This is a genomic window from Rhizorhabdus argentea (genome assembly GCF_037861105.1).
GTDB lineage: Bacteria > Pseudomonadota > Alphaproteobacteria > Sphingomonadales > Sphingomonadaceae > Rhizorhabdus > Rhizorhabdus argentea.
The window spans coordinates 136,959-162,459 of sequence record NZ_JBANFK010000004.1; the positions used below are offsets into that span (position 1 = coordinate 136,959).

Here is a 25,501-nt window from a genome sequence, read left to right on the forward strand (position 1 = left end):
CTCAGTGCACCTGGGCGACATTGTCGATAGCGAGTTCCAGCTCGCCGAGTGTGCACGGCTTGTGCAGCACGGTGTCCTTCACGCCGACGGGCACGATATGCGCCAGCCCACTGAAGTAGATCACCGGCAGATCAGGCTGTGTGCGGCGCGCCATCGCGGCGAGTTCTTGTCCGTCTGGTCCGCCCGGCATGTGAATGTCCGTGACCAGCAGGTCGATGCCGCCGTCGCCGATCGCCTGGGCGGCCCGGTGTCCGCCGGCCGCCTCGATCACGTCATGGCCCAGATCACGTAGCAGATCGGCCGTCACGGCGAGCACCAGGCCGTCGTCGTCCACACACAAGATCCGCAATGATAGTCTCCTTTCCGGGACCGCATAGATGACCCTTTATCCCCGGACCGCCTCAGGGATCTTACTGACAGTCATGTCACAGATTTAGGTGGGCAGAAAGACTGAGACTGCAAACTCGTCAACGCGGTCGGCGTTCCTCGGCGCGGCGCAGGATTTCGAACGCGGCCTGCACCGCCTGGAAACGCACCGCCGCCGCGGCGTCGTTCGGCTTCACGTCCGGGTGGTTGGCCTTGGCGAGCCGGCGCCACGATGCCTTGATATCATCGAAGCTGGCATCGACCTCCAGCTCCAGCGTTTCGAACGCGCGCAGTTCGTCGCGGCTCCAGCGGCCGTCGCCCGGACCGGCCCAGCTATAATGGGCTTGTTCGGCATAGCCGGCCGAGGTGCGCCGCTCGTCCGATTCCCGTTGGGCGGCTTCCTCGGCGGACAGGCCGGCGAAATAGTCCCAGTTGCGGTTATATTCGGCGGCATGTTCCTCGCAGAAATACCAGCGCTCGGGGCTGTTCGGCGATTTCGGGGCGGGGCGGTCGCCGGGCTTGTCGCAGTGATGCCGGTCGCACAGCCGCACCTTGGTCGCGCCGCGCTCACCGCCATAGCCACGCCAGCGGGGAAAGCCCCAGTCATTCGAACGAGAGGAAGAACGCGCCATAGCCGGCCGTTGTAACCAATTTGGACTGAACCGGCCATGGCCGATTCGCAGGTCCTGCGGAAACGCGACCGGAAAATTATTTCGGTATCCGTAACGCGACATTTACCGCACCTGGGCTAGGTCGATTCGGGTGAGCGGCGGCTGTCATGCCGATCACGGGTCCGGTTGTGTTCGGGGTATGTTGCGTATGGCTTATGGAACTCTGCAGGAGGCTGCGCGTCCGCGCGCGGCCGAGATGATTGGCGCGCTGCTCGGTGACGAAGGCGGCAGGAGCCACCCCTATATAGCGTGTAATATCTTCGCCCGGGGCCGCGAGGCCGCGCGCGATCTGGCCGATGCGGTGCACTTCATCGCCGATCTTCACGGCCGCCATCCCGGCATGATCGACCTCGCCCGCGAGAAGCCGACGAGCGAGGGCGTCCGCGCCTGGCTCGATGCCGCGGCCGAAGGATTCGCCGCCGAGCGGGCCTATCTGATGCGCACCGTGGTCGCGGCCGGGCCGATCCCCAGCACGCCGGGCCATGCCGAATGCGAGGCAGCGGTCGCGGGGCAGCGCCACGCGCTGGAAATGCTCGGCCGCTCCGATCGCAATGGCTGCGCCCTGGGTGCGGCGCTGGCGCTGGTGCTCGACTGGCGCGCCGCACGCGGCGTGATCGACGCGGCCGCCCAGCGCTTCGGCGTCACCCTGACCCCGCCGGCGCTTCCCTCGGCGCGCCAGACCCTGGCGATTATCGAAGATGCCGGTTCCCCGGCTGTCGAGCGCGCGATCCTGTTCGGCGCGCAGCAGCTGCTGGTCCAGCAGCGCGGGCTGTGGGACCTGCTCGAGGCGAGGGCGGAGGCGCGCGTCGGGCTGTGATTCCCTGACCTGCTCCCTTCTAGAAAGGGAGGGCGGCTGCCCATGCAGATGTTCGAAGAGAAGCGGGAACTCTCCTCCGGGATGTCGTCTTCCCGGACTTGATCCGGGACCCCGCTTTCTCTTTCGTCGGCCGTTTGCGCGCAGGCCAAAGGCAGCGGGATCGCGGATCAAGTCCGCGATGACGAGATTTAAGCCCAGAGCCGAATGCGATCGCCCTCCTTCTAAGGAGAGGGAGGATTTCATGGTCTTGCCCGCCGCGCCGCAGCATATTATCGCCCGACGCAGGACCAAACGGGAGACAGCGGCGTGCGCTTCGACGGGACCAGCAACTATATCGCGACCGCCGACCTCAAGGTGGCGGTCAACGCGGCGGTCACGCTGCGGCGGCCGCTGCTGGTGAAGGGCGAGCCCGGCACCGGCAAGACCGTGCTCGCGCACGAGATCGCCGCCGCGGCCGGCGCGCCGCTGATCCAGTGGCACATCAAGTCGACCACCAAGGCGCACCAGGGCCTCTACGAATATGACGCGGTCGCCCGGCTGCGTGACGGCCAGCTCGGCGACGAGCGGGTCCACGACATCAGGAACTACATCAAGCGCGGCAAGCTGTGGGACGCCTTCACCGCGCCCGAGCTGCCGGTGCTGCTGATCGACGAGATCGACAAGGCCGACATCGAGTTCCCGAACGACCTCCTCCAGGAGCTCGATCGCATGTCGTTCGACGTGTACGAGACCGGCGAGACGATCGCGGCCAAGGAGCGGCCGATCGTCGTCATCACCAGCAACAACGAGAAGGAGCTGCCCGACGCCTTCCTGCGCCGCTGCTTCTTCCACTATATCAAATTCCCCGAGCGCGAGACGATGCAGGCGATCGTCGACGTCCACTTCCCCGGCATCCAGAAGATGCTGGTGAGCAAGGCAATGGACATCTTCTACGAGATCCGCGAGGTCCCCGGGCTGAAGAAGAAGCCGTCGACCAGCGAGTTGCTCGACTGGCTCAAGCTGCTGCTGGCCGAGGACATGCCGCTCGAGGTGCTGCAGTCGCGCGACCCGAGAAAGGCGATTCCCCCGCTGCACGGCGCGCTGCTCAAGAACGAGCAGGACATCATGCTGTTCGAACGGCTGGCGTTTCTGGCGCGCCGTCAGGGGAACTGAGGGCGCGCGCCCTTCTGAAACCTTGCAGGGCAGACGTCCCGCAGGTGCCATCGCACCCACGCTATTCCACTCCACTCCGTCATTCCCGCGAAAAGCGGGAATCCACGGAAAGGGTGCGCTCCAAGGACCATGTTCCGCCGTCCATGGATTCCCGCCTTCGCGGGAATGACGGTGGGGTAGGAGGGGTCATCCCACCTGCTCCACGCTCAGCGTTCCCGCCGGGAGCGGCCCGATCGCCTCGCGCGCCGGCGTCGATCCGTCGAGCCACCCCGCCCAGGCGGCGCGCGGCAGCAGCGCGACCTGGCGGCTGTGATAGGGGGCGATATCGGGGCCGGGCTCGCAGGTCAGCATCGTGAAGGCCTCGCCGACGCCGGGGTCGCGCTTCCATAGCCCTGCGATGCAGAGCAAGGGCTCGCCTTTCCAGCGGAACAACCATTTGTCCTTGCGCTTCCGGGTCGGATCGGCGGGCGCGGTGAACTCGTAGAAGCCGTCGGCCGGGATCAGGCAGCGGCCCTGCGAAGCGCTGTTGCGGAACTCGCGGCCCTCGCCGCGATAATTATAGACGGGCTTGCCCGAAGGCCCCGGCCAGCTCCAGCGGCGCGTGATCAGCTCGGCCTGGGGAGGCGCGCCCGCCGCGGCGCGGACGATGATGCTCGGATCGGTGATCCGCACGCTGTCGAGCGGCTGGAGATTGGGTCGGGACTCGGGAAAGCCGAGCGTGATCGCCGCCTGTTGCATGGCGACGACCAGCAGGTCGAGGTCGAACTTGCGGGAATATTCGTTGCACATCGGGCGAGGGTGGCGAAGCCATCGCGGCGATGCAAGCGGGCCAGCCCATGGCGATTCCGCGCCTAGATGCGACTCATTCGCAGCTTTTTCCGGGTGCATGGGGTTGTCTGCTCGTTTTTTTGTTTTTTCGTCGCGGCGCGGATTTCGGGGCGGGTGCGAGGCGCCGGCACGGCTCGGCTGTGCGGCGGGGCCGGCCGCTAAGGGTGGCCGAATGGCAGGCGGGAGAGGGCTGCACGGGCGCTCGCTTCGTCAAGGATCGATCAGGCTAGCAATCCGGCCTCGGACATGCAAGAACATATAGGCAACACCGCCGCAAGCGCGACGCGCCCGGCGGTTCTTGGTGGGGAGGGCATCATGGGGCTTTTTGATCGGCTGACCGGCGGCAGGAAGAAGCGCGCCCTTGCGGGCGGGCTGTTGCTCCGCGTGCAGGAACCCTATCTGCGGTTTCACAACGAGCTGATCTGCGATGTCGCCGCGCCCGAATATGGCGTCGCCTTCGAGGATGCGTGGATGCGGTTCATCCGCTGCCGGCTGGATACGCCATTGGCGCTCAACGATCTGCCCGCCGGGGATCTCGACATGCTCGGGCGCGTGGCCGCGCGCCAATCCGCCGCGGTTCGGGAGAGTTTCGACGAGATCAGGGCGGCGATGGAGCTGGTGCTGTGCAACTGGCCCTATCGCGGCCTGGTGCGGGATTGCGCCAAACATTGTCTCGGGAGGCTGCGCCGCTGGGACGAGCTCGGCGATCCGGTGTCGGATGACGAGCCGCTGTACCGCACCTTGCTGTTCTTCGACATCGACATGGCCTGCAGCGACATATGCGGAGAGCTGGGAAAGATCGCCGCATAGTGAAGCGGAGAAGCTGCGCCGACATTGCCGTCGAGCAGTCGCTAAGTCCCTGCCTTTTCGTCGTCCCAGCGGAGGCTGGGATCCCGATTCTTCTGTTCGTCGCTCGGCCGTTCACGTGGCTCGTGAAGGCAGCGGGATCCCGCATCACGTGCGGGATGACGAGGTGAGAGGAGAAAAGGGCTCCTCATCTCTCCCGCTCGCCCGCTGCAAGCTTGCCTCGCAGAGAGAATGCTGCACCGCACACTAAAAAACAGTGCCGAGCTGCGCATCACGGAACAATGGGGTTCACGATCAGGTTCTTCGGCGGGCTGGAGTTCAACGTGAAGAATCCTTTTCTGTCGGTGCTGAAGGCGCAGCGATTTTCCCGACGGGGGGGCCCGCTGTCTGCCGCGCTCGCCCTTCAACAGATGTTGCTGCCGGCGTCCAAGCCTAAGCGGAAGCGCGCGGCGGCCAAGCCCAGGCCGGTCGGCGGGGCTCGATCGCCCGGCGCAGGTGCGCCGGGTCGGCCCGCTCGGCCCGCGCCCGGCACATTCATTGCAGGCCGATATCAAAGCGATCACGGAACGATCGCCTATAAACTCTACACGCCCAGCGGGTCCGCGCATCGCCGGATGCCGCTCGTCGTGATGCTGCATGGCTGCACGCAGTCGGCAGCGGATTTCGCAGCCGGAACCGGAATGAATGCGCTCGCCGATGAATTGGGATTTCTCGTTCTCTACCCCGAACAGTCCGCTTCGAAGAACCTGAATCGCTGCTGGAACTGGCATCAGCCCAGGAATCAAAAGCGGGGCGGCGGCGAGCCCGCCGCGATCGCCGCGCTCACGCTTCATGCGATCGCCGCCTGCCGCGCCAATCCAAGGCGCGTCTACATCGCCGGCATTTCGGCTGGCGGCACGACCGCCGCCATCACCGGGGCGGCCTATCCGGAAATCTATGCGGCCGTCGGCGTTCATTCGGGGGTGGCAAGCGGGAATGTCAGCACGCTCTCCGGCGCGCTTTCGGCGATGCGCAACGGCGGCATAGGGTCGCCGACCGCCAAGACCGCTCGGCCTCGACCCACGATCATTTTCCACGGCGATCGGGACAAGGTCGTCCACCCCGATAATGCGCGCGGCTTCCGGGGCGTCGTCGCGCCGTCGAAGGCGGGTCCGCTCGTCGGGCAGGTGCGGCAAGGAACATCGGCGGGCGGGCGGGAATTTACGCGCACGCTGTACCGGACCTCGGCCGGCGAGGTGTTGTTCGAAGACTGGACCTTGCATGGGGGCGGCCATGCCTGGTCCGGCGGCAAGCCGGCAGGATCGTACACCGACCCGGCGGGCCCGGATGCATCGCGCGAGATGATCCGCTTTTTCCTTGCACGCCGGCGAGCAATCGGCCGCGGCGGGTGATGCGTTCGGCGGTACGCTGAAATCATCAGCTTCGTGCTGGTGGAGTGGTTGCATGGGGCGGGAAGGGGGGCGGGATCCCGCATCAGGTGCGGGATGACGGATGGGGAGGAGGAAGCCGTCCTCTTGCTGTTTCGCGTGATAGAGATGGTTTGATGGGGGAGCGGTGGGCGTCGTTTGACACAGCCATTTCGCGTCTTCATCAATGCTCCAAATATTGCACCGAGAAACATAGGAGAAGGATATGACAGGCATTTCACCGGCCGTCGCACTCATGTTGCTCGGTTCAATCGGAGCTCAAGTTCTGGGCATATTCCTGTTGCCCATGACGCGCGGGTTGACGCAACCGCTCCCTACCCTGGCAGCGGCAGCGGCCTTTTTGCTCGGGATAGGGCTAATGGCTCGAATTGCACATGCGGGAGTCGGCCTGAGCTCCTTGATGCCGATCCTTGCTGCAACGATCCCGCTAGCCGCTATCGCCGTGGGCATCCTGGCCTATGGTGAGGCTGCATCCTTGGCCAAAGTCGCAACATTGGTGACGGCCTGTTTACTGGTCGGCGTGGCGAGCACCCTCTGACCGGCGGCCGCCGCGTTGCTTCCAGCTCAGGCGCGGCTCCCCAAATTCAGCTTCCCACTTTCTTTCTTTTCGAGCTCCATCCGCAGCGCGTTGCCGCCCGAAGCCGTCGCTATGGCCATATCGCCAATCTCCGAGACGGAGAGGTGCGGCATGGCCGGTTGCGGCGTCACGCGCGGGCGGGGGATATGGATCGGCGATGGATGCGGTTCTGGTATCTGTCCCGACCCTCAGTTGCCGTCCGCGTCGACCATGAACCACATCGGCTTGCCGCGCGATTGGGGTTCCCACCCGGCGAGCAGGGCGGCGCGGACGCCGCGCGCGACGATGGCGTCATTGATCTGGAGCCGACCCCGCTGCAGGCCCTTCAGCAGGCGTTTGGGCGGTGGGAATTCGAGCAGGGCGCCGCGCTGCATGTCCTTCTGCAGCAGCGCGACGGTCATGCCCTGCCAACCTTCGGACTCGCTCCACTGCGGCTCGCGCCGGAGTTCCCATTCATAGTGGAGTCCGTCGACGGCGACGACACCGGCAAGCCTGTTCGTGTTGAGCATGGCGGGGGCTTAGCATGGTTATGGGCGCCAGGCATCCAATCTCGGACAGCCGCGCGCGAGGTGATACCTTCTGCGGCGTGCGGTGCGCGTTACCAGCTACCGCCGCTCGCCGCGATCGCTTCGAGCAGGGCGCGCTTGCTCGCGGTGCGGCGCGTGCCGGGGTTGCGGGGCGCTTCCACGCCCGGCATCGCCGCCCGCCGCGTGGCAAGGCGGCGCGCGAAATCGGCCAGGGTTTCGACTGGCGGCTCAGCCCTCGTGGAGGATGTCGATCCCATATTCGCCTGCCGTTTCCTCGCGGATGCGTCGATCCAGATAGCTGCGATCGATGCGTTCGGAGAGCTTATACAGCGTCCGTGCCTGTTCGAGCAAATCGCGGGCGGTGCCCGAGGCATATTGGCCCATCCGGTCGGCGATCAGATCCTCGATCGAGATGACCGCGAAGTGCTTTCCGTCGCCGGCGTCGAGCAGCCGGACACGGCTGCGATCGGCATTGCCATCGAGGAGCCGGTCGCTGACGATTTCAAAACCGAGTTTGAGCGCAGGATGAACCCAGCCGCGCGTTGCCATGCCTGGCCCGGACGGGCGAACGAAGCCATTGGATTGCAGGATTTCTTCGAATGCCTCCTGCCGCGCAGTCACCAGATCGAAATCTCCGGTGACGATCGCACTGCCCGAATAGAGTTCGACGGCCGCCCCGCCGACGAGGATCGGTGCCGACAGGCCAGCCTTCCGCATTGCATCGCTGACTTCGGCGAACAGACGGAGCGCGGCTTCGAAGGCGGGGCGATACATGAGCGCCCTTATGCCCTGAGCGGATCGGGTGGGCTAGCCGGCTGCTGGTTGGCAGGGGCGGCGACGTGGAGATAAGTAGACTGTCACCGTAATTGCTGGTGGAACTGGTGCATGGGGCGGGAGAGGGGCGGAAGATGAGTAAACTGGCGCCCTGCTAATTATGTTCTTGAAATGTTCCGAACTTCTATATACCGAAATAAAAACTGCGAGTCGTATGCACGCAGCCTTCGACAGCGGCTATCCCATCACGCGCCCTGCTCGTCAGTGCGAAATACGTATTGACGGCTGACTCGAACTTCGATTCATGGCCGTAAGGGGATCGACTATGACAGTCTGCGTGGCCGTGAAGGTGTACGATTGTATCGTCTTCGCCGCCGATTCAGCCTCCTCCCTCGTAGGTCAAGAACCGGGCGGATCTGCCGCTGTCATCAATGTCTGGCAGCACGGTAACAAAGTCTTCAATCTTCATAAAAAGTTGCCAATCGTCGCAATGACATGCGGCATGGGACACATGGGCCCCGCATCGATAAGCACACTGGCTAAAGATCTGCGGCGCTGCCTGATGAAGGACGAGGCGCTTAAGCTTGACCTAGAAAACTACACAATAGCTGAGGTCGTCGAGAAGGCGCATGGCTTCTGGCGTGATCGCTACACGGCCATCGATCCGGCACCGCAGCCGCCGCACAGCTTCGAATTTTGGATCGGAGGAATCGGGTCGGATGGTCTGCGAAACGAGATCTGGAAGATATGGATCGCCGATAACGTCGTGCACGATCCGATCCTCCTGGCGCCGCAAGATCAGGATGATGGCGTCTTTTGGTCCGGCCAGCCGATGGCGATCAACCGCCTGCTACTCGGCTTCGACAACAATTTGACCGACATGCTGCATGAACTCGGCATGAATGAGGACCAAAAGGCTGAATTTATTTCGCAGCTTCAGGCACGATCGGCGACACCGCTGGTTCATGCGGCGATGCCTATTCAGGATGCTATAAATCTCGCCGACTTTTTGGTCGATCTGACCAAGCGCTATTTCGCTTTCCTACCGGGGGCAGACATCGTTGGCGGTAGCACGGATGTTGCCACGGTAACTAAGCATGAAGGATTTCGCTGGATAAAACGAAAGCACTATTACGGCAGCGAGTTTAACCCTAAGGAGACCGGCCATGTCTAACCGTCGGGGCCAGCCAATGCACACTACGCCAGGTGGCAAGTCCCCCAATGATTCCATGCCCAGCTATCGATATCAGTCGAGCCAAACCGGCTTCGGCTGCGTCAGCAGCAAGTCGGTTCGCCAGGAAGGCGACACTCAGGCGTTGCGCGACATCGGCCGCGCTCTAAATATCGGCTGAGCAGCCCCAGGGGTCACTTTTTCGGCTCACCGTTCACGTCAGCGGCGGTGGATCGCAGTCCACCCCAAGAGCGCCGATCTTATTCTGCGCAGCGTCTCCGAAGCGCCAAGACACCGTGATCTCCAAAGCCGCTCGAATGCGCGCCGCGGATCAGTCGTCGCTGTCGGCGACAGTTTTCCAGTGGCCATCATCGTCCATCGCGTCGGACAACCGACTCATCACCAAGATCATCTCGCACAGCTGCACGCCGTCGACTGGTCGCGCGTGCATCGTCGGCCGCCGGAGCGCTACCAAGCGTTCCATATCAATTCGGAACTGTATCCTGTTGCGGAACACGTCCTCGAACACCTCGCGCCAATTGGCGCGGTTCGTGACGATCGTCAGCAAATCGCCGAGATCGAGATAGGATAGCTTGGGCAACTCGACTTCGCCCGCCTTGAGCGCGGCGGCTCGAACCCCCTTCATCTTCTCGGCCATCTTCGGATCGATCCGCGCCTTGAACCAGTCGGGCCCGACCACCGTTTCGAACCGGTCAGCGAGATAGACGCGCATCTCCTCCTCGAACACCGCCAGCGCGCGATAGGCATCATTGCGGCTCTCGGAAGACCGGATCGCCATGGTCACACCGCCAAAGGAGATCGTCGCGACCGTGCCTTCATCATCGACCGCGCCGCCCAGCAGGCCGCTGGAGACGACGACCTCGACCAACGCCGGCGGCTTGATCTCGATCAGGCCGGGATCGACATCGGCCTTCCGATAGAGTCGCTGGCGCTCGGAGATATCCTCATCGAAGCTGATCGGAAGACCGGGGTAGGCCCGCCAATCCCCCAACAGCCCATGCCACGCGCTGTCGAAGGCGAGGCTCGCCGATCCGACCGTTCCGCGCAAACCGGCGAGCACCGACATTTTGATCTCGGTACCATGCAGTTCTGCGAGTTGGCTGGCGGTCATGCCGATCCGGCTCTGCTCGATGATCTCGCGAAAGGCCGCGCCTGCCCCGATCGTCTCGCGCGCTGTCCGAAGCATTGCCTCGACTTCGGCGGAGAAATCGATCGGCTGCTGATAGGACTTGATGATCTCCGCTAGACCGGCGTCTGCAATAGTCGACTGCCAGCGCAGCGCCTGGTCGATCGACAATCCAACCCGATTATACTCCTCGATCACCGGCCCCAGCAGGGCCTGTTGCTCAGCGTAGGCGCGCATCATCGCCGCCGTTCCGCCAAACGGCTCGGCCGCCTCGCGAAGGTTACACTGCGCGTCGATCGTAGCCTTGACGAACTCTTGATCGACGAAGGACATCGGCGGCTGGGTCAGCCGGACGAGCCGCTGGATATCCTCATAGCGGGCTATGTCGGCGCTGAACGATGCCAGATTGTTCAGATCGAAACCGGATGCCTGGACCATCCCGCGACTATAGCGGCATGGCTCGACCTTGCCCAGCGATCCGATACGATTTGCTTTCGCTTACCGGCTTATCGCACCCCAGCTTCCGCGACGATTCCGGACGGCATGCCGCTATTCAGCGGCCTCGGCGCTACGGGCACCGGGCTTCAGCAGTGGCTTCAGATACTGTCCCGTATAACTCCGCTCCGCCTTTGCCACCTGCTCCGGCGTCCCCTCGGCGACAATCTCGCCCCCGCGCACGCCGCCTTCCGGCCCCAGGTCGATCACCCAGTCGGCGGTCTTGATCACCTCGAGGTTGTGCTCGATCACCACCACCGTGTTGCCCTGCTCGACCAGCGCGTGGAGCACTTCGAGCAGCTTGCGGACGTCCTCGAAATGCAGGCCGGTGGTCGGTTCGTCGAGGATGTAGAGGGTGTTGCCGGTCGCGCGGCGGGATAGTTCCTTGGCGAGCTTCACGCGCTGGGCCTCGCCGCCCGATAGCGTCGTCGCCTGCTGGCCGACCTTGACGTAACCGAGGCCGACTTCGGCCAGCATCGCCATCTTGTCGCGGATCGGGGGGACGGCCTTGAAGAACTCGACCGCGTCCTCGACGGTCATGTCGAGGACGTCGGCGATGCTCTTGTCCTTGAACTTTACCTCCAGCGTCTCGCGGTTGTAGCGCTTGCCGTGGCAGACGTCGCAGGTGACGTAGACGTCGGGCAGGAAGTGCATCTCGATCTTGAGCAGGCCGTCGCCGGTGCAGGCCTCGCAGCGGCCGCCCTTGACGTTGAAGCTGAAGCGGCCCGGCTTGTAGCCGCGCGCCTGGCTTTCGGGGAGGCCGGCGAACCAGTCGCGGATGTTGGTGAAGGCGCCGGTATAGGTCGCCGGGTTCGAGCGCGGGGTGCGGCCGATCGGCGACTGATCGATGTCGATCACCTTGTCGCAATATTCGAAGCCGGTGACCTTGTCGTGCGCGCCCGCGATCACCCGCGCGCCGTTGAGCGAGCGCGCGGCGGCGGCGTAGAGCGTGTCGACGGTGAAGCTCGACTTGCCCGATCCCGAGACGCCGGTAATGCAGGTGAACGTCCCCAGCGGGATCGACGCGGTGACGTTCTTGAGGTTGTTGGCGCGCGCGCCGTGGACGGTGACCTTCTTGCCATTGCCCTTGCGGCGCTTCTTCGGGACGTCGACCATGCGGCGGCCCGAGAGATAGTCGCCGGTCAGGCTGCCCTCATGGGCGAGGATGTCGTCGAGCGTGCCCTGCGCGACCACCTCGCCGCCATGGACGCCGGCGCCGGGGCCCATATCGAGGATATAGTCGGCGGTGCGGATCGCGTCCTCGTCATGCTCGACGACGATCACGGTGTTGCCGAGATCGCGCAGCCGGCGGAGGGTGACGAGCAGCCGGTCGTTGTCGCGCTGGTGCAGGCCGATCGAGGGTTCGTCGAGGACGTAGAGCACGCCCGACAGCCCCGAACCGATCTGGCTGGCGAGGCGGATGCGCTGGCTCTCGCCGCCCGACAGCGTGCCGCTGGTGCGATCGAGGTTGAGATAGTCGAGCCCGACATTGTCGAGGAAGCCGAGCCGCTCGACGATCTCCTTGAGGATGCGCTCGGCGATCGCGTTCTGCTGCGTGTTGAGGTGCTTCGGCATGTCGCGGAAGAATTTGAGCGCGGGGCCGACCGCGCGGCGGGTGGACATGCTGATGTCCTCGCCGGCGATCTTGACTGCCAGCGCCTCGGGCTTGAGCCGGGCGCCGCCGCACACCTCGCAATGCGCCGAGGACTGGTATTTGCTGAGCTCCTCGCGCATCCACGCGCTCTCGGTCGAGAGCATGCGGCGTTCGAGATTGTGGATCACGCCCTCGAACGGCTTCTGCACGTCATAGCTCTTGCGGCCGTCGATGAAGGTGAGGGTGATGACCCGCCCCCTGGTGCCGTGCAGGATGACCTCGCGGACCTCCTCGGGCAGGTCGTGCCACGGCGTATCGAGCTTGAAGTCATAGGCGCGCGCGACCGAGCTGAGCACCTGCATATAATAGGGGCTGGGCGGGTTGGACTTGGCCCAGGGCACGACCGCGCCCTGCTTGATCGACAGCGCCTCGTTCGGGACGACCAGCTGCGGATCGAAATAGAGCTTCTCGCCGAGGCCGTCGCAGGCGGGGCAGGCGCCCTGCGGCGCGTTGAACGAGAACAGCCGCGGCTCGATCTCGGCGATGGTGAAGCCCGAGACCGGGCAGGCGAATTTCTCGGAGAAGGTGATGCGGTTCGGCGGGATGCCGGCGTTTTTCATCTTCCCCCCCTCCCTTTCAAGGGAGGGGCTGGGGGTGGGTGAGTCTTTCTCTCCAGCCAGCGTCTCGGCATATTGGAACTTGGCCGACATCTCGCGCAGGGATGCCGAGCCTTCGCGCGCGTCACCCACCCCCGGCCCCTCCCTTGAAAGGGAGGGGGAGGTAGCCTCCGCCACCGTGGTATCGACCAGGTCCGCATAGGCCAGCCCGTCGGCGAGCCGCAGCGCCGTCTCCAGGCTCTGCGCCAGCCGGGTCTCGATGCCTTCGCGGATCACCAGGCGGTCGACCACCACCTCGATGTCGTGCTTGTATTTCTTGTCGAGCGCCGGGGCCTCGTCGATCTCATAGGTCTCGCCGTCGATGCGCACCCGGCTGAAGCCGGTGCGCTGCCATTCGGCGAGCTCCTTGCGATATTCGCCCTTGCGGCCGCGCACCACGGGGGCGAGCAGCAGGAAGCGGGTGCCCTCGCGCAGCTGCATCAGCCGGTCGACCATCTGGCTGACCGTCTGCGCGGCGATCGGCAGGCCGGTGGCCGGCGAATAGGGGACGCCGACGCGCGCCCACAGCAGGCGCATATAGTCGTAGATCTCGGTGACGGTCGCGACCGTCGAGCGCGGATTGCGGCTGGTGGTCTTCTGCTCGATCGAGATGGCGGGGCTGAGGCCCTCGATATGATCGACATCGGGCTTCTGCATCAGTTCCAGAAACTGGCGGGCATAGGCCGAGAGGCTCTCGACATAGCGGCGCTGACCCTCGGCATAGATGGTGTCGAAGGCGAGGCTCGACTTGCCCGAGCCCGACAGGCCGGTGATGACGATCAGCTTCTCGCGCGGGAGATCGACGTCGACGCCCTTGAGGTTATGTTCGCGCGCACCGCGCACGCTTATGTGAGTCAGCATCGCGCAAGCGCTCGCTTCGATATGTGGGTCAGCATCAGCATTTTGTTCCAGATTTGTTCGCGGTGCGCAAGGCGCGAGTCGCTGCCCTGCCCCCAATCTGGTGGGTGGACCAACATATCTCAACCCCGCGAGCGCCGGCATCCGGAAAAGCTGGATTTACGCGGCACGCCCTGCAATCCTGCGGCGGTGCGGCATTACGCCCCGGGCGGGGCAGGGCGATCGGGAGCGATATGGATCCGGAGAAGAAGAAGGAGATCGTCAAGACCGCGATCATCGTCGTGATCTTCATGATCCTCGGGCTGGCGGCGGTCGATTATATGATCGGCGATCCGATGCAGTCGGGATCGAAGCCCGAGCTGGGCTATTAGGGAGATGCGAGAAATCCGGCGCAGTTGGAAGCAGCGTCGCCCCAGCCTCCGCCGGACGACGTCGGCAGTGTCAGTCCTCCACCCCGTCGAGCGCCGCCGCCAGCTCGTCGAGCCAGAGCCTGGCGTTGCCATCCGAGGGTGCGCGCCAGTCGCCGCGCGGGGATAGCGCGCCGCCGCCCGACACCTTGGGGCCATTGGGCATCGCCGACCGCTTGAACTGGCTGATCGTGAAGAAGCGGAACAGGAAATTCTCGAGCCAGCGGCGGATCGTCGCGAGATCGTAGCGGTTGCGCAGTTCCACCGGAAAGCCCGCCGGCCACAGCCCGGACTCCGAATCCTTCCACGCATGCCACGCCAGGAAGGCGATCTTAGACGGTTTCAGCCCGAGCCGGATGACATGGTGGAGGAAGAAGTCATTGAGCTCATAAGGCCCGACCTTCGATTCGGTGCTCTGGATCGCGCCGCTGGCATCCGCCGGGATCAGTTCGGGCGAAATCTCGGTGCCGAGGATCGAGGTCAGGATCGCATCCGTCGCGGCGTCGAACTGATCGGTCTGCACGCACCAGCGGATCAGATATTGCATCAGCGTCTTGGGCACGCCGGAATTGACGCCATAATGGCTCATCTGGTCGCCGACGCCATAGGTGCACCATCCGAGCGCAAGCTCGCTCAGGTCGCCGGTGCCGATCACGAAGCCGCCATGCTGGTTCGCCAGGCGGAACAGATAATCGGTCCGCAAGCCGGCCTGAACATTCTCGAAGGCGATGTCGTAGACCGGCTCGCCCCTGGCGAAGGGGTGGTCCATGTCCGCCAGCATCTGCCGGGCGGCCGGGCGGATGTCGATCTCGGCCGCGGTGATGCCGAGCGCCCGCATCAGCGCCCAGGCATTGGACTTGGTCGCGTCGCCGGTCGCGAAGCCGGGCATGGTATAACCGAGGATCGCCGTACGCGGCAGGCCGAGGCGGTCGCATGCCTTGGCCGCGACGATCAGCGCGTGGGTCGAGTCGAGCCCGCCCGAGACGCCGATCACCATCGTGCTGCCCGAAGTGGAGGTGAAGCGCTTGGCCAGCCCCTCGACCTGGATGTTGAACGCCTCGTAGCAGTCGGCGTCGAGCTGCAGCGGATCGGCGGGCACGAACGGGAAGCGGGCCACCTGCCGCTTGAGCCCGATATCCGCGAAGCTCGGCTGGTGGGTGAAGGCGACGCGGCGAAAGCGCGTCTCGGGATGGCCGCTGGCGGTGGCGCAGTCGTTGAACGTCCCCATCCGCAGCCGCTCGAGGCGCAGGCGGGACACGTCCACATCGGCCATGATCAACTCCGGATCGTCGCCGAAGCGGCTTGATTCGGCCAGCATCACCCCCATTTCGTGGATCATCGCCTGGCCGTCCCAGGCCAGGTCGGTGGTGCTCTCGCCGGGCCCGCTGGCCGAGTAGCAATAGGCGGCGATGGCGCGCATCGATTGCGACGCGGCGAGCACTGCCCGGTCGCGGGCCTTGCCGATGATGATGTTCGAGGCCGACAGGTTGCACAGGATCAGCGCCCCGGCCATCGCCCCCTGGGTGGATGGCGGCAGCGGCGCCCAATAATCCTCGCAGATCTCGACATGGAAGACGAAGTCGGCGAGGTCGTCGGCGGCGAAGATCAGGTCGGGGCCGAAGGGCACGGTCCGGCCGCACAGGGCGATGTCGAGGCCGTGCAGCCCATAGCCCGGCGCGAACCAGCGCTTCTCGTAATATTCGCGGTAATTGGGCAGGAAGCTCTTGGGCACCACCCCCAGGATCCGCCCGCGCGAGACCACCACCGCGCAGTTATACAGCCGGCCGTTGCGCCGGATCGGCGCGCCGACCAGCAGCACCGGCGCCAGATCGGCGCTGGCCGCGATGATCCCGGCAAGTTCGGCCTCGACCCGGTCGAGCAGCGCATCCTGGAGATGGAGATCGTCGATCGCATAGGAAGACAGAGCGAGTTCCGGCAGGACCAGCAGGTCGACCCCTTCGCCATCCGCCTGCCGCGCCAGCGCAATGATCCCGGCCGCATTGGCGGCGACGTCGCCCGCGCTCGCCAACGGAGTGCCGGCCCCGAGACGCACCAGGCCATGGCTGTGGATCGAACGGAAGGAAACGGCACCGGACATCGAGGCTCTCGCAAACTAAGTAGCCTTGCCCATAGAGGAACGAGGCGGCGAGCGCCAACGGTAGGCATCAGGTCGGTCTGAACGTCATGCCGGCGGAGGCCGGCATCTCAGGCGGCACGGACGGACTGAAGGTCGCGAAGCTCGAACGAGATTCCGGCCTCCGCCGGACTGACGTACTTCATGGAAAGGCGCGGATTACTCGGCCGCGTTGATGCGGTTGCGGCCGTCCTGCTTGGCCTTGTACAGCGCGGCGTCGGCGCGCTTGAGGATCGAGCCCGGGGAATCCTTGGCGTCGAGCGTGGCAACCCCGCCGGAGAAGCTCAGCCTCCCCAACGACTGACCGGTGTGCGTGACCTTGAGCTCGCGCGCGGCGATCGCGGCGCGGACCTTGTCGAGGATCGCCATCGACTGGGCGGCGGCGCCGCGCTCGAACACCATCACGAATTCCTCGCCGCCATAACGCGCGACGAAGATGTCGCCATTGGCCGAGCGGCCGAGCGACGATCCGACGAACTTGATCACCTCGTCGCCGATCTGGTGGCCATGGGTGTCGTTGAAGATCTTGAAGTGGTCGATGTCGCAGATCGCCAGCGCCAGCGGCGAATCGGCGCGCCGGGCGTTTTCGAAGGCGCTGCGCAGATGATGGTCGAGCGCGCGCCGGTTCGGCAGGCCGGTGAGCGGATCGCTGTTCGCCTTGTGATGCGCAACGGCCAGGTCCTTGCGCATCGCGCTCATCTGCATCTCGGTACGGCGCAGATCCTCTTCGGCGGCCTGCGCCTTGTCGATCATAGAGCGGGTCAACTCGACCAGCGTTTCCACCGACACGACCGGGGACTTGCTCTTCACCAGCCCAGCCGCCTCGTTCTCGAGCGCAACCCCATAGTCGCGGGCGTCGTCGCCCGAGCGGGCGAGGATGGCCGACATCTGCTCCAGATAGCCCTGCGCATCGACGGCGATGCGCGAGAGTTCGTCGGTCGACAGCCCCGAGTCGAGCTTGGCCGAGATCGCCGCAGTGACGGCTTCGCTGAGGTTGCCGTCCTTGGCGATGGCGCGGTCGATCATCGCGTTGAGCTCGCCGTCGCGGCCCGACAGATAGCGATGGCACAGGTCGAAATTGGCCGGAGACGGCTCGAGCCCATGATCGAACAGCAACTTGCCGATCATGTCGTACAGCCTGCGCCATTCATCGCGTTCTGCTGATTTCGCGGCTATTCGTTCTTCGCGCACCGTCACACCCCTAATCTCAGTGCGTGGAGATATCGTGAGATTCGATACATCCGGTTAATGCACACGTGTTTCTACGCAGTCAGGGGCGCCAGCGGCCGGTCTCCATCCACGCCAGCAGCGGCTTGAGCGGCAGGATCCATATGACGCCCGCGACGATGTAGATTGCCGCCTGCACGAGCATATGCTGCTGCCCGATCCATGGCGAAGCGCTTGCCACGATCACCGCCCAGACGAATATGATGAGCAAGATCAAAAAGATGCCGAACGGCTTGCGCCAGCTGGGTTGGGTCATCGCTGCTCGCCTTTGCCGATCGTGCCTGCTTCGGTGACGACGGCGTCCAGCCGTACGTCCCAAGGATCGCACGCTATGACCGGAACGCGCTGGATCGACCAGCCGAAACCGATCTTCGCCGCGACAGGCCGTTCGGCGAAGGCGCGATCGTAAAAGCCCGCGCCCTGGCCGAGTCGCGCCAGGGTCGAGTCGAAACCGAGCAGCGGGGTGACGATGACGTCCGGGATGAGTTCGGGCGTATCGCCGAGCGGCTGCTGCAGCCCGCGCCAGCCGGTTTCGAGCGGGTTGCCTGGCGCCCATGAGAGAAAGCGCATGGCTTGGTGGCGGCCTGCCACATGTGGCAGCGCGACGGCGATGCCCCGTGCCGCGGCGGCAGTGATCGCGGGGCCGCAGCCGAGTTCGCCGCCCAAGCCATGATAGAAGGCGACGCACCTGGCCTTTTCTATGAGCGGCATGAGATTCGCCGCGGCGCGTGCCTCGAGCCGTGCGCGCTGCTCGCCTGTGAGGTCGAGCACGAATCCGTCGCGCGCAGCGCGCAATTCGGCCCGCTGCGCCGGCTTGGACAGCTCAATCATCGGGCCGGCTCGCTCCATGGGGTGGCGGGACCGCCATGGTCGTTTCTGGAATATCCTCTGACGCCGAAAGCATCAGGTGGGAGCCATATGCATCGGACCAGGGTCCGGACAGAGACAGCCCCCATAGGAATTGAATCGCCTCAGGGATGTTCGCGCAGCTCGTGCCGGGCAGTACCCGCCACACCCTATGTAGGACGCGGGACGGCGGAGCTCAAGGTCATGGATGTTAATCCCCTCCTTTCAACGGAAAGGCGCTCAGATTTGGCTTCAGGCTTGCAAAATTCTCGTCATCGCGGACTTGATCCGCGATCCCGCTGCCTTTGCCCGGCCGACGAAAGAAAAAAGCGAGATCCCGGATCAAGTCCGGGAAGACGATGTTCCGGAATAGAGCGCCCTCTTCTCTCCGGGCTTTTCCATATGCGGTAGCGCGTCTCCGGAAAGGAGGGACGGCTATTGCTACTCCCCCGGCCGCTCGAGCTGCGACGCCAGCCGTTCGACCCGCTCGGCGATCCGTTCGATCGCCACCGCATAAGCGGGATCGGGTTCGACATCGGCCGGCGGCTCATTGCGCGCAACCGCCGCTGCGCCCCGCAGATCGTTGAGCTCGTCAGCGATCAGGAGCGCGGAAAGCAGCAGCGTCCGGGTCTCCGTCATCTCGCCGAGCGCGCCGGTGATCTCCTCGGCCTTGAGGTCGACCATCCGGACCAGTGCGCGAAGATGATCCTCCTCGCCATCACGGCAGCTCAGCTTGTAGCGGCGTCCGGAGACCGTGACCTCGACATCGGCCATCAGTTCGCTCCCAGCATCCGGTCGATCCGCTCGATCGCCGATTCGGTTGCCTCGCGCAGCGTACGGTGGCGCTCGGCAAGGCGGAACAGCGCCTCGCTCTCGTCATGCCCGAAGGGCTGCGCCGAAGAGAGCGATGGCGCAGCGGCCTCGATTCCCGCCTCGACGCGGGCAAGCGCGCGTTCGAGGCGGCCAAGGGCAAGGATGAGACGGCGGTCAGTCATGGATTTGGAGGAATAGCAGCCTCGTTACGGCCCGCAAGCGCGGCGTTGTGATCGGTCAGCTCACCCGGAGGCTTTGCTGAAACCGACCCTGGAGTTGACGATAGCGTCTCAGCACGACAAAGGGTCCGCGCGAGCAGCAAATCCGCCTGTTCGTCGATCCCGCCGGTCTGCAGAAGGTTATTTCATGACGATTGCATCGAAGCAGCTCGCCAATGCCATTCGCGCGCTGTCGATGGATGCCGTGCAGGCTGCGAACTCGGGGCATCCGGGCATGCCGATGGGTATGGCCGACGTCGCCACCGAACTGTTCACCAAGCACCTGAAGTTCGATCCGTCGCAGCCCAAATGGGCCGACCGCGATCGCTTCGTGCTGTCGGCCGGTCATGGCTCGATGCTGATCTACTCGTTGCTGCACCTGACCGGCTATGCGCGGCCGACGATGGAGGATATCGCCAATTTCCGCCAGTTGAACAGCCCGTGCGCAGGGCATCCCGAGAATTTCGAACTGTCGGGAGTCGAGGCGACCACGGGCCCGCTCGGCTCGGGCCTCGCCACCGCAGTCGGCATGGCGATCGCCGAGCGGCACCTGAATGCCGTGTTCGGCGACGAGCTTGTCGATCACCGCACCTGGGTGGTGGCCGGCGATGGCTGCCTGATGGAAGGCATCAATCATGAGGCGATCGGACTCGCGGGGCATCTGAAGCTTGGCCGCATGATCGTGCTGTGGGACGACAACCGAATCACCATCGACGGTGCCGTTTCGCTCAGCTCGTCGGAAGACGTTCTCGCCCGCTATGCCGCGACCGGCTGGCACACCGTCAGCTGCGACGGCCATGATCCGGATAGCATCAACGCCGCGCTCGAGGCAGCCAAGTTCGATCCGCGCCCGTCGATCGTCCGCTGCACGACGATCATCGGCTATGGCGCGCCGAACAAGCAGGGCACCTCGGCTACCCATGGCGCAGCGCTCGGCACCGACGAAGTCGCCGCCACACGCGCCGAGCTCGGCTGGAGCGCTGAGCCGTTCGTCATTCCCGAGGACATCAGGGCCGCCTGGCTCGAAGCCGGCCAACGCGGCGCCGCGGCGCGCAGCGGCTGGGAAGCACGGCTCGTCGCCTCGAACAACCGCGCCGAGTTCGAGCGCCGCATCGCCGGCAAGCTGCCCGAGAATTTCTCGCTCCAGCCCTATCTCCAGGACCTGATCGCCAACCCCCAGAAGGTGGCGACCCGGAAGGCGTCGGAGATGGTGCTGGCGCCGATCAACCAGCAGCTGCCCGAGACGATCGGCGGCTCGGCCGACCTGACCGGATCGAACAACACCAAGACCAAGGGCCAGGAACCGCTGACCGCGAGCGACTATGCCGGCCGCTACGTCTATTATGGCATCCGCGAGTTCGGCATGGCCTGCGCCATGAACGGCATGGCGCTGCACGGCGGCGTCATTCCCTATGGCGGCACCTTCCTGGTCTTCTCCGATTATTGCCGCGGCGCGATCCGGCTGTCGGCGCTCCAGCAGCAGCGTGTCGTCTATGTCATGACCCATGATTCGATCGGCCTGGGCGAGGACGGCCCGACCCACCAGCCGATCGAGCATCTGATGAGTCTGCGTGTGATGCCGAACCTGGACGTCTATCGGCCGTGCGACGTGATCGAAACCGCCGAGTGCTGGGCGCTGAGCCTCGAAAAGGCCGATGGCCCATCGCTGCTCGCCTTGTCGCGCGAAGGATTGCCCCAGCTGCGCACCGACATCAGCGAGAATTTTTCGGCCAGGGGCGCTTATCGCCTGAAGGCCGCGGAGGCCCCGCGCAAGGCAGTGCTGATCGCCAGCGGCTCCGAAGTGGAGATAGCGCTGGCGACCGCGAAGAAGCTTGAGGAAGCCGGCCATGGCGCCGATGTCGTCTCGATGCCGAGCTGGGAGCGCTTCGACGCCCAGCCCGAAAGCTACCGCGACGAGATCCTGCCCGACGGCGTTCTGCTGGTGTCGATCGAAGCCGGAACAACCATCGGGTGGGAGCGCTATGTCGGCCGCAAGGGCCTGCGCTTCGGCCTCGACAGCTTCGGCGCGTCGGCGCCGGTGAAGGCGCTCTACGATCATTTCGGCCTGACGGCCGACAAGCTCGCTCCGCAGATCCTCGGGGCGCTCGCAAACTAAGAAGGAGTATTTTGGCATGGCGGTAAAGGTTGCGATCAACGGGTTCGGGCGCATCGGGCGCAATGTCGCGCGCGCCATTCTCGAACGGACGGATCATGATCTCGAGCTGGTCTCGATCAACGATCTCGCCGATGCAAAAGCGAACGCCCTGCTGTTCAAGCGTGACTCGGTTCATGGCGCCTTCAGCGGTTCCGTCGAAGTCGACGGCAATGACCTGATCATCAACGGCAAGCGCATCCACGTGACCGCCGAGCGCGACCCGGCCAAGCTGCCGCACGCTGAGCAGGGCGTCGACATCGCGCTCGAGTGCACCGGCTTCTTCACCAATCGCAAGGGCGGCCAGGCGCATATCGATGCAGGCGCCAAGCGCGTCCTGATCTCGGCGCCCGGCAAGGAGGTCGACCTGACCGTCGTGTTCGGCGTCAACCATGACAAGCTGACCGCCGATCACATCATCGTCTCGAACGCCTCCTGCACCACCAACTGCCTCGCGCCTTTCGCCAAGGTGTTGAACGATGCGATCGGCATCGAGCGCGGCCTGATGACCACGATCCACGCCTATACCAACGACCAGAAGATCCTCGATCAGATCCATGAGGATCCGCGCCGCGCCCGCGCCGCCGCGATGTCGATGATCCCGACCACCACCGGCGCCGCGCGCGCGGTCGGCGAGGTGCTGCCCGAGCTCAAGGGCAAGCTCGACGGCTCGGCGATCCGGGTCCCGACCCCGAACGTGTCGGTCGTCGACCTGACCTTCACGCCGAAGCGCGACACCACCCGGGAAGAGGTCAACGCGCTGCTCAAGGCGGCGGCGGCTGACGGCCCGCTCAAGGGCGTGCTCGGCTATACCGACGAGCCGCTGGTTTCGATCGACTTCAATCACGACGCGCATTCGTCGACGATCGACAGCCTCGAGACAGCGGTGATCGACGGCAAGCTCGTCCGCGTGCTGAGCTGGTACGACAATGAGTGGGGCTTCTCGAACCGCATGGTCGACACCGCCGGCGCGATCGCCAAACTGCTGTAAGTGGACCTGAGCGCTTTTGCCGTCATGCCAGCGAAGGCTGGCATCTCAGGAGATGAAGGGGCGCCTTCACCTCACGAGACTCCAGCTTTCGCTGGAGTGACGGCGACCGGATGGAATCGGCGCTGATGACAGGCCGGCTGATCGGCATCGCCCGCAAGGATCGTCCGCGCGGCGAGATGGAGACGCTCGATCATGTGGCGGTCGGCGTCGACACCGGAATCGCCGGCGATTTTCGCGGCGCGATGCGGGCCGGCAAGATCAACCGGCGGCAGGTCACGATCATGGCCGCCGAGGACTGGACGGCGGCACTGACCGAGCTGGGCCAGCCGGTATCCTGGGAACAGCGGCGCGCCAACCTGCTGGTGGAGGGCATCGAGCTGCCGCGCGAGCCGGGCACGCTGCTGCGGATCGGCGCGGTGCTGGTCGAGATCACCGGCGAGTGTGATCCGTGCCGACGGATGGATGATGTCGCCGACGGGCTGCTGCTCGCACTGATGCCGGAGTGGCGCGGCGGGCGCACCGCGCGGGTGATCGAGGGCGGCGACATCGCGCTGGGCGACAGGGTTTCGCGCTTTGCCGCAATCGAACATATCAATGATGGGACGGTACAATGGCTTTCAGGACGCTCGACGACATAGGCGATGTGCGCGGCAAGCGCGTGCTGGTCCGCGAGGACCTGAACGTACCGATGGAGGACGGCCGCGTCACCGACGACACCCGCCTTCGCTCGGCCGCCCCCACCGTCGCCGAACTGGCGGACAAGGGCGCGATCGTGCTGGTGCTCGCCCATTTCGGCCGGCCCAAGGGCGAGCGTAATCCGGATATGAGCCTGGCGCTCGTTACCAACGCCTTCCGCGCCGTCCTCGGCCGCGACGTGCGCTTCATCGGCGACTGCTGCGGCGAACAGGCCGAGGCGGCGGTCGCCCAGCTTGAACCCGGCACCATTGCACTGCTCGAGAACACCCGTTTTCACAAGGGCGAGGAAAAGAACGATCCCGAGCTCGCCACGGCGATGGCGAAGCTCGGCGACCTCTATGTCAACGACGCCTTCTCGGCTGCGCACCGCGCCCATGTCTCTACCGAGGCGGTGGCCCATCTGCTGCCGGCCTATGCCGGCCGCTCGATGCAGGCCGAGCTCGAGGCGCTCGAAAAGGCGCTCGGCAATCCCGAGCACCCGGTCGCGGCGGTGGTCGGCGGCGCCAAGGTGTCGACCAAGCTGGACGTTCTCAAGCATCTCGTCGCGCGGGTCGATCACCTGATCATCGGCGGCGGCATGGCCAACACCTTCCTGGCAGCGCGCGGCGTCGATGTCGGCAAGTCGCTGTGCGAGCATGACCTGAAGGACACTGTGCTCGAGATCCTCGAGGCCGCCGACAAGGCCGACTGCACCGTCCACCTGCCCTATGACGTGGTGGTGGCGAAGGAGTTCAAGGCGAACCCGCCGACCCGCACGGTCAATGTCCACGAGGTCGCCCCGGACGAGATGATCCTCGATGTCGGCCCGGCCGCGGTCGAAGCGCTCGGTGATGCGCTGAAGACGTGCAAAACCCTGGTGTGGAACGGCCCGATGGGCGCGTTCGAGATCCCCCCGTTCGACACTGCGACGGTCGCGCTCGCCAGGACGGCGGCGGCGCTGACCAAGGGTGGATCGCTGGTGTCGGTAGCGGGCGGCGGCGATACCGTCGCGGCGCTCAACCATGCTGGCGTGGCACAGGATTTCAGCTTCGTGTCGACGGCGGGCGGCGCCTTCCTCGAATGGATGGAAGGCCGCGAATTGCCGGGAGTGAAAGCGCTCGAACGCTGAACACTGGGCAGGAGAGATGAACGGCGCCGGGGGGCGCATCACCAGGGAAACAGGAGTTTTACGCATATGATCGATCAGGACATGATGAAGAAGATCGCCGCCGGCCAGGGTTTCATCGCGGCGCTCGACCAGAGCGGCGGTTCGACGCCCAAGGCACTCAAGGGCTATGGCATCGAGGAGGGCGCCTGGTCGGGTGAAGAGGAAATGTACGGCCTGATCCACCAGATGCGCGCCCGCATCATCACCTCGCCCGCCTTTACCGGCGACAAGGTGATCGGCGCGATCCTGTTCGAGCGGACGATGGACGGACAGGCCGGCGGCAAGCCGGTGCCGCAGGCGCTGATCGAGCGCGGCGTCGTCCCCTTCATCAAGATCGACAAGGGACTCGAGGACGAGAAGAACGGCGTCCAGCTGATGAAGCCGATGCCCGAGCTCGACGCGCTGCTCAGCCGCTCCAGGAAGCTCGGCGTGTTCGGCACCAAGGAGCGCTCGGTCATCAACCTCGCCAACCGCGAGGGCATCGCCGCGATCGTCAAGCAGCAGTTCGAGATCGGCCGGCAGGTGCTCGCCGCCGGGCTGATGCCGATGCTCGAGCCCGAACAGAACATCAAGAGCCCGGAGCGCGCCGAGGCCGACCAGATCCTGCTGGAAGAGCTGCTCAAGGCGCTCGACGCGCTGCCGGGCGACGACAAGGTGATGCTGAAGCTGTCGCTGCCGGCCAAGCCCGGCCTGTTCGATCCGCTGGTCGACCATCCCCGCGTGCTGCGCGTCGTCGCGCTGTCGGGCGGCTATGCGCGTCCCGAAGCCTGTCGGGAGCTTGCCAAGAACCGCGGCATCATCGCCAGCTTCAGCCGCGCGCTGCTCGAGGACCTGCGCCACCAGATGACCGACGCGGAGTTCGATGCGTCGCTCGGCGGCGCGATCGACGAGATTTATACTGCGTCGACGAAGAAGGCCGGCTGAGGCTCTCAGCGACCGAAGCAAGCCCCAACATCCGTCATTCTCGCGAAAGCGGGAATCCACGGAAGCGGCCGCTCAATGA

At 65.0% G+C, this 25,501-nt stretch carries 27 protein-coding genes; 13 read left to right on the top strand and 14 right to left on the bottom strand.

What is annotated here, in order from left to right; translation table 11 throughout:
• Nucleotide 1: 1 nt before the first annotated feature.
• Together AAC645_RS05140 and AAC645_RS05145 are read right to left on the bottom strand one after the other, a co-directional pair.
• Nucleotides 2–349 (bottom strand): response regulator, encoded by a 348-nt coding sequence (locus AAC645_RS05140; protein WP_340314346.1) that lies wholly within the window; start codon nt 347–349, stop codon nt 2–4.
• 118 nt (nt 350–467) lie between these two features.
• On the bottom strand, nt 468–998 hold the full coding sequence (locus tag AAC645_RS05145) for a J domain-containing protein (RefSeq protein WP_340314348.1): 531 nt from the start codon (nt 996–998) through the stop codon (nt 468–470).
• 187 nt (nt 999–1,185) lie between these two features.
• Between AAC645_RS05145 and AAC645_RS05150 the strand changes: the two genes are divergently transcribed.
• Together AAC645_RS05150 and AAC645_RS05155 are read left to right on the top strand one after the other, a co-directional pair.
• Nucleotides 1,186–1,854, top strand: coding sequence for a DUF6975 family protein (locus tag AAC645_RS05150; protein ID WP_340314349.1), 669 nt, complete (start codon nt 1,186–1,188; stop codon nt 1,852–1,854).
• 306 nt (nt 1,855–2,160) lie between these two features.
• On the top strand, nt 2,161–3,006 hold the full coding sequence (locus tag AAC645_RS05155; protein WP_340314350.1) for an AAA family ATPase: 846 nt from the start codon (nt 2,161–2,163) through the stop codon (nt 3,004–3,006).
• 186 nt (nt 3,007–3,192) lie between these two features.
• Here AAC645_RS05155 and AAC645_RS05160 read toward each other — a convergent pair whose 3' ends face one another.
• Nucleotides 3,193–3,795, bottom strand: a complete 603-nt coding sequence (locus AAC645_RS05160; protein ID WP_340314351.1) for an SOS response-associated peptidase — start codon at nt 3,793–3,795, stop codon at nt 3,193–3,195.
• Between the two features lie 354 nt (nt 3,796–4,149).
• Between AAC645_RS05160 and AAC645_RS05165 the strand changes: the two genes are divergently transcribed.
• The 3 genes from AAC645_RS05165 to AAC645_RS05175 all read left to right on the top strand — a co-directional run bounded on the left by AAC645_RS05165 (nt 4,150) and on the right by AAC645_RS05175 (nt 6,606).
• Nucleotides 4,150–4,644, top strand: a complete 495-nt coding sequence (locus AAC645_RS05165) for a hypothetical protein (RefSeq protein WP_340314352.1) — start codon at nt 4,150–4,152, stop codon at nt 4,642–4,644.
• Nucleotides 4,645–4,964: 320 nt separating this feature from the next.
• The gene (locus AAC645_RS05170) at nt 4,965–6,032 is read left to right on the top strand and encodes an extracellular catalytic domain type 1 short-chain-length polyhydroxyalkanoate depolymerase (protein ID WP_340314353.1); all 1,068 of its coding nucleotides are present in this window, start codon (nt 4,965–4,967) and stop codon (nt 6,030–6,032) included.
• A gap of 241 nt (nt 6,033–6,273) precedes the next feature.
• Complete coding sequence (locus AAC645_RS05175; RefSeq protein ID WP_340314354.1) at nt 6,274–6,606, top strand: hypothetical protein; 333 nt, start codon at nt 6,274–6,276, stop codon at nt 6,604–6,606.
• Nucleotides 6,607–6,833: 227 nt separating this feature from the next.
• On the opposite strand, the gene AAC645_RS05180 is transcribed toward AAC645_RS05175, so the two are convergent.
• The 3 genes from AAC645_RS05180 to AAC645_RS05190 form a co-directional block, all read right to left on the bottom strand.
• Complete coding sequence (locus tag AAC645_RS05180; RefSeq protein WP_340314355.1) at nt 6,834–7,154, bottom strand: hypothetical protein; 321 nt, start codon at nt 7,152–7,154, stop codon at nt 6,834–6,836.
• A gap of 89 nt (nt 7,155–7,243) precedes the next feature.
• The gene (locus AAC645_RS05185; protein ID WP_340314357.1) at nt 7,244–7,429 is read right to left on the bottom strand and encodes a hypothetical protein; all 186 of its coding nucleotides are present in this window, start codon (nt 7,427–7,429) and stop codon (nt 7,244–7,246) included.
• On the bottom strand, nt 7,401–7,946 hold the full coding sequence (locus AAC645_RS05190) for a hypothetical protein (RefSeq protein WP_340314359.1): 546 nt from the start codon (nt 7,944–7,946) through the stop codon (nt 7,401–7,403). Before AAC645_RS05190 ends, AAC645_RS05185 begins: the two co-directional genes overlap by 29 nt.
• Before the next feature lie 337 nt (nt 7,947–8,283).
• On the opposite strand from AAC645_RS05190, the gene AAC645_RS05195 reads away from it, so the two are divergent.
• Complete coding sequence (locus tag AAC645_RS05195) at nt 8,284–9,120, top strand: hypothetical protein (RefSeq protein WP_340314360.1); 837 nt, start codon at nt 8,284–8,286, stop codon at nt 9,118–9,120.
• Nucleotides 9,113–9,298 (top strand): hypothetical protein, encoded by a 186-nt coding sequence (locus AAC645_RS05200; RefSeq protein ID WP_340314361.1) that lies wholly within the window; start codon nt 9,113–9,115, stop codon nt 9,296–9,298. The genes AAC645_RS05195 and AAC645_RS05200 overlap by 8 nt, the downstream gene beginning before the upstream one ends.
• A 150-nt stretch (nt 9,299–9,448) precedes the next feature.
• On the opposite strand, the gene AAC645_RS05205 is transcribed toward AAC645_RS05200, so the two are convergent.
• Nucleotides 9,449–10,702: a hypothetical protein gene (locus tag AAC645_RS05205; protein WP_340314362.1), complete on the bottom strand. Its 1,254-nt coding sequence runs from the start codon at nt 10,700–10,702 to the stop codon at nt 9,449–9,451.
• Between the two features lie 111 nt (nt 10,703–10,813).
• Complete coding sequence (uvrA, locus tag AAC645_RS05210) at nt 10,814–13,870, bottom strand: excinuclease ABC subunit UvrA (RefSeq protein ID WP_340314364.1); 3,057 nt, start codon at nt 13,868–13,870, stop codon at nt 10,814–10,816.
• 230 nt (nt 13,871–14,100) lie between these two features.
• Between uvrA and AAC645_RS05215 the strand changes: the two genes are divergently transcribed.
• Nucleotides 14,101–14,238 (top strand): hypothetical protein, encoded by a 138-nt coding sequence (locus AAC645_RS05215; protein WP_340314365.1) that lies wholly within the window; start codon nt 14,101–14,103, stop codon nt 14,236–14,238.
• A gap of 70 nt (nt 14,239–14,308) precedes the next feature.
• On the opposite strand, the gene AAC645_RS05220 is transcribed toward AAC645_RS05215, so the two are convergent.
• From AAC645_RS05220 to AAC645_RS05245, 6 genes are all read right to left on the bottom strand, one after another.
• Nucleotides 14,309–16,372: an NAD(+) synthase gene (locus AAC645_RS05220; protein ID WP_340314366.1), complete on the bottom strand. Its 2,064-nt coding sequence runs from the start codon at nt 16,370–16,372 to the stop codon at nt 14,309–14,311.
• Between the two features lie 195 nt (nt 16,373–16,567).
• Nucleotides 16,568–17,536, bottom strand: coding sequence for a GGDEF domain-containing protein (locus tag AAC645_RS05225; protein WP_340314367.1), 969 nt, complete (start codon nt 17,534–17,536; stop codon nt 16,568–16,570).
• A 142-nt stretch (nt 17,537–17,678) separates the two neighbouring features.
• Entirely contained in the window at nt 17,679–17,891 is a 213-nt protein-coding gene (locus AAC645_RS05230) for a DUF2842 domain-containing protein (RefSeq protein ID WP_340314368.1), read from the bottom strand.
• Nucleotides 17,888–18,466 (bottom strand): 5-formyltetrahydrofolate cyclo-ligase, encoded by a 579-nt coding sequence (locus AAC645_RS05235; RefSeq protein WP_340314369.1) that lies wholly within the window; start codon nt 18,464–18,466, stop codon nt 17,888–17,890. The genes AAC645_RS05230 and AAC645_RS05235 overlap by 4 nt, the downstream gene beginning before the upstream one ends.
• A gap of 456 nt (nt 18,467–18,922) precedes the next feature.
• Complete coding sequence (locus tag AAC645_RS05240) at nt 18,923–19,255, bottom strand: cell division protein ZapA (RefSeq protein WP_340314370.1); 333 nt, start codon at nt 19,253–19,255, stop codon at nt 18,923–18,925.
• A complete protein-coding gene (locus tag AAC645_RS05245) occupies nt 19,255–19,476 on the bottom strand; it encodes a hypothetical protein (RefSeq protein WP_340314371.1) in 222 nt (73 codons plus the stop codon). The genes AAC645_RS05240 and AAC645_RS05245 overlap by 1 nt, the downstream gene beginning before the upstream one ends.
• Before the next feature lie 184 nt (nt 19,477–19,660).
• Between AAC645_RS05245 and tkt the strand changes: the two genes are divergently transcribed.
• From tkt to AAC645_RS05270, 5 genes are all read left to right on the top strand, one after another.
• Nucleotides 19,661–21,628: a transketolase gene (gene tkt, locus AAC645_RS05250; RefSeq protein ID WP_340314373.1), complete on the top strand. Its 1,968-nt coding sequence runs from the start codon at nt 19,661–19,663 to the stop codon at nt 21,626–21,628.
• 16 nt (nt 21,629–21,644) lie between these two features.
• Nucleotides 21,645–22,655 carry a type I glyceraldehyde-3-phosphate dehydrogenase gene (gene gap, locus AAC645_RS05255; protein ID WP_340314374.1) on the top strand — a complete coding sequence of 337 codons (1,011 nt, stop codon included), beginning with the start codon at nt 21,645–21,647 and terminating at the stop codon, nt 22,653–22,655.
• A gap of 125 nt (nt 22,656–22,780) precedes the next feature.
• The gene (locus AAC645_RS05260) at nt 22,781–23,293 is read left to right on the top strand and encodes an MOSC domain-containing protein (RefSeq protein ID WP_340314376.1); all 513 of its coding nucleotides are present in this window, start codon (nt 22,781–22,783) and stop codon (nt 23,291–23,293) included.
• Nucleotides 23,266–24,459 (top strand): phosphoglycerate kinase, encoded by a 1,194-nt coding sequence (locus tag AAC645_RS05265; protein WP_340314377.1) that lies wholly within the window; start codon nt 23,266–23,268, stop codon nt 24,457–24,459. The genes AAC645_RS05260 and AAC645_RS05265 overlap by 28 nt, the downstream gene beginning before the upstream one ends.
• Nucleotides 24,460–24,525: 66 nt before the next feature.
• Nucleotides 24,526–25,422 (top strand): fructose bisphosphate aldolase, encoded by an 897-nt coding sequence (locus tag AAC645_RS05270; protein WP_340314378.1) that lies wholly within the window; start codon nt 24,526–24,528, stop codon nt 25,420–25,422.
• The last annotated feature ends 79 nt before the right edge of the window (nt 25,423–25,501 follow it).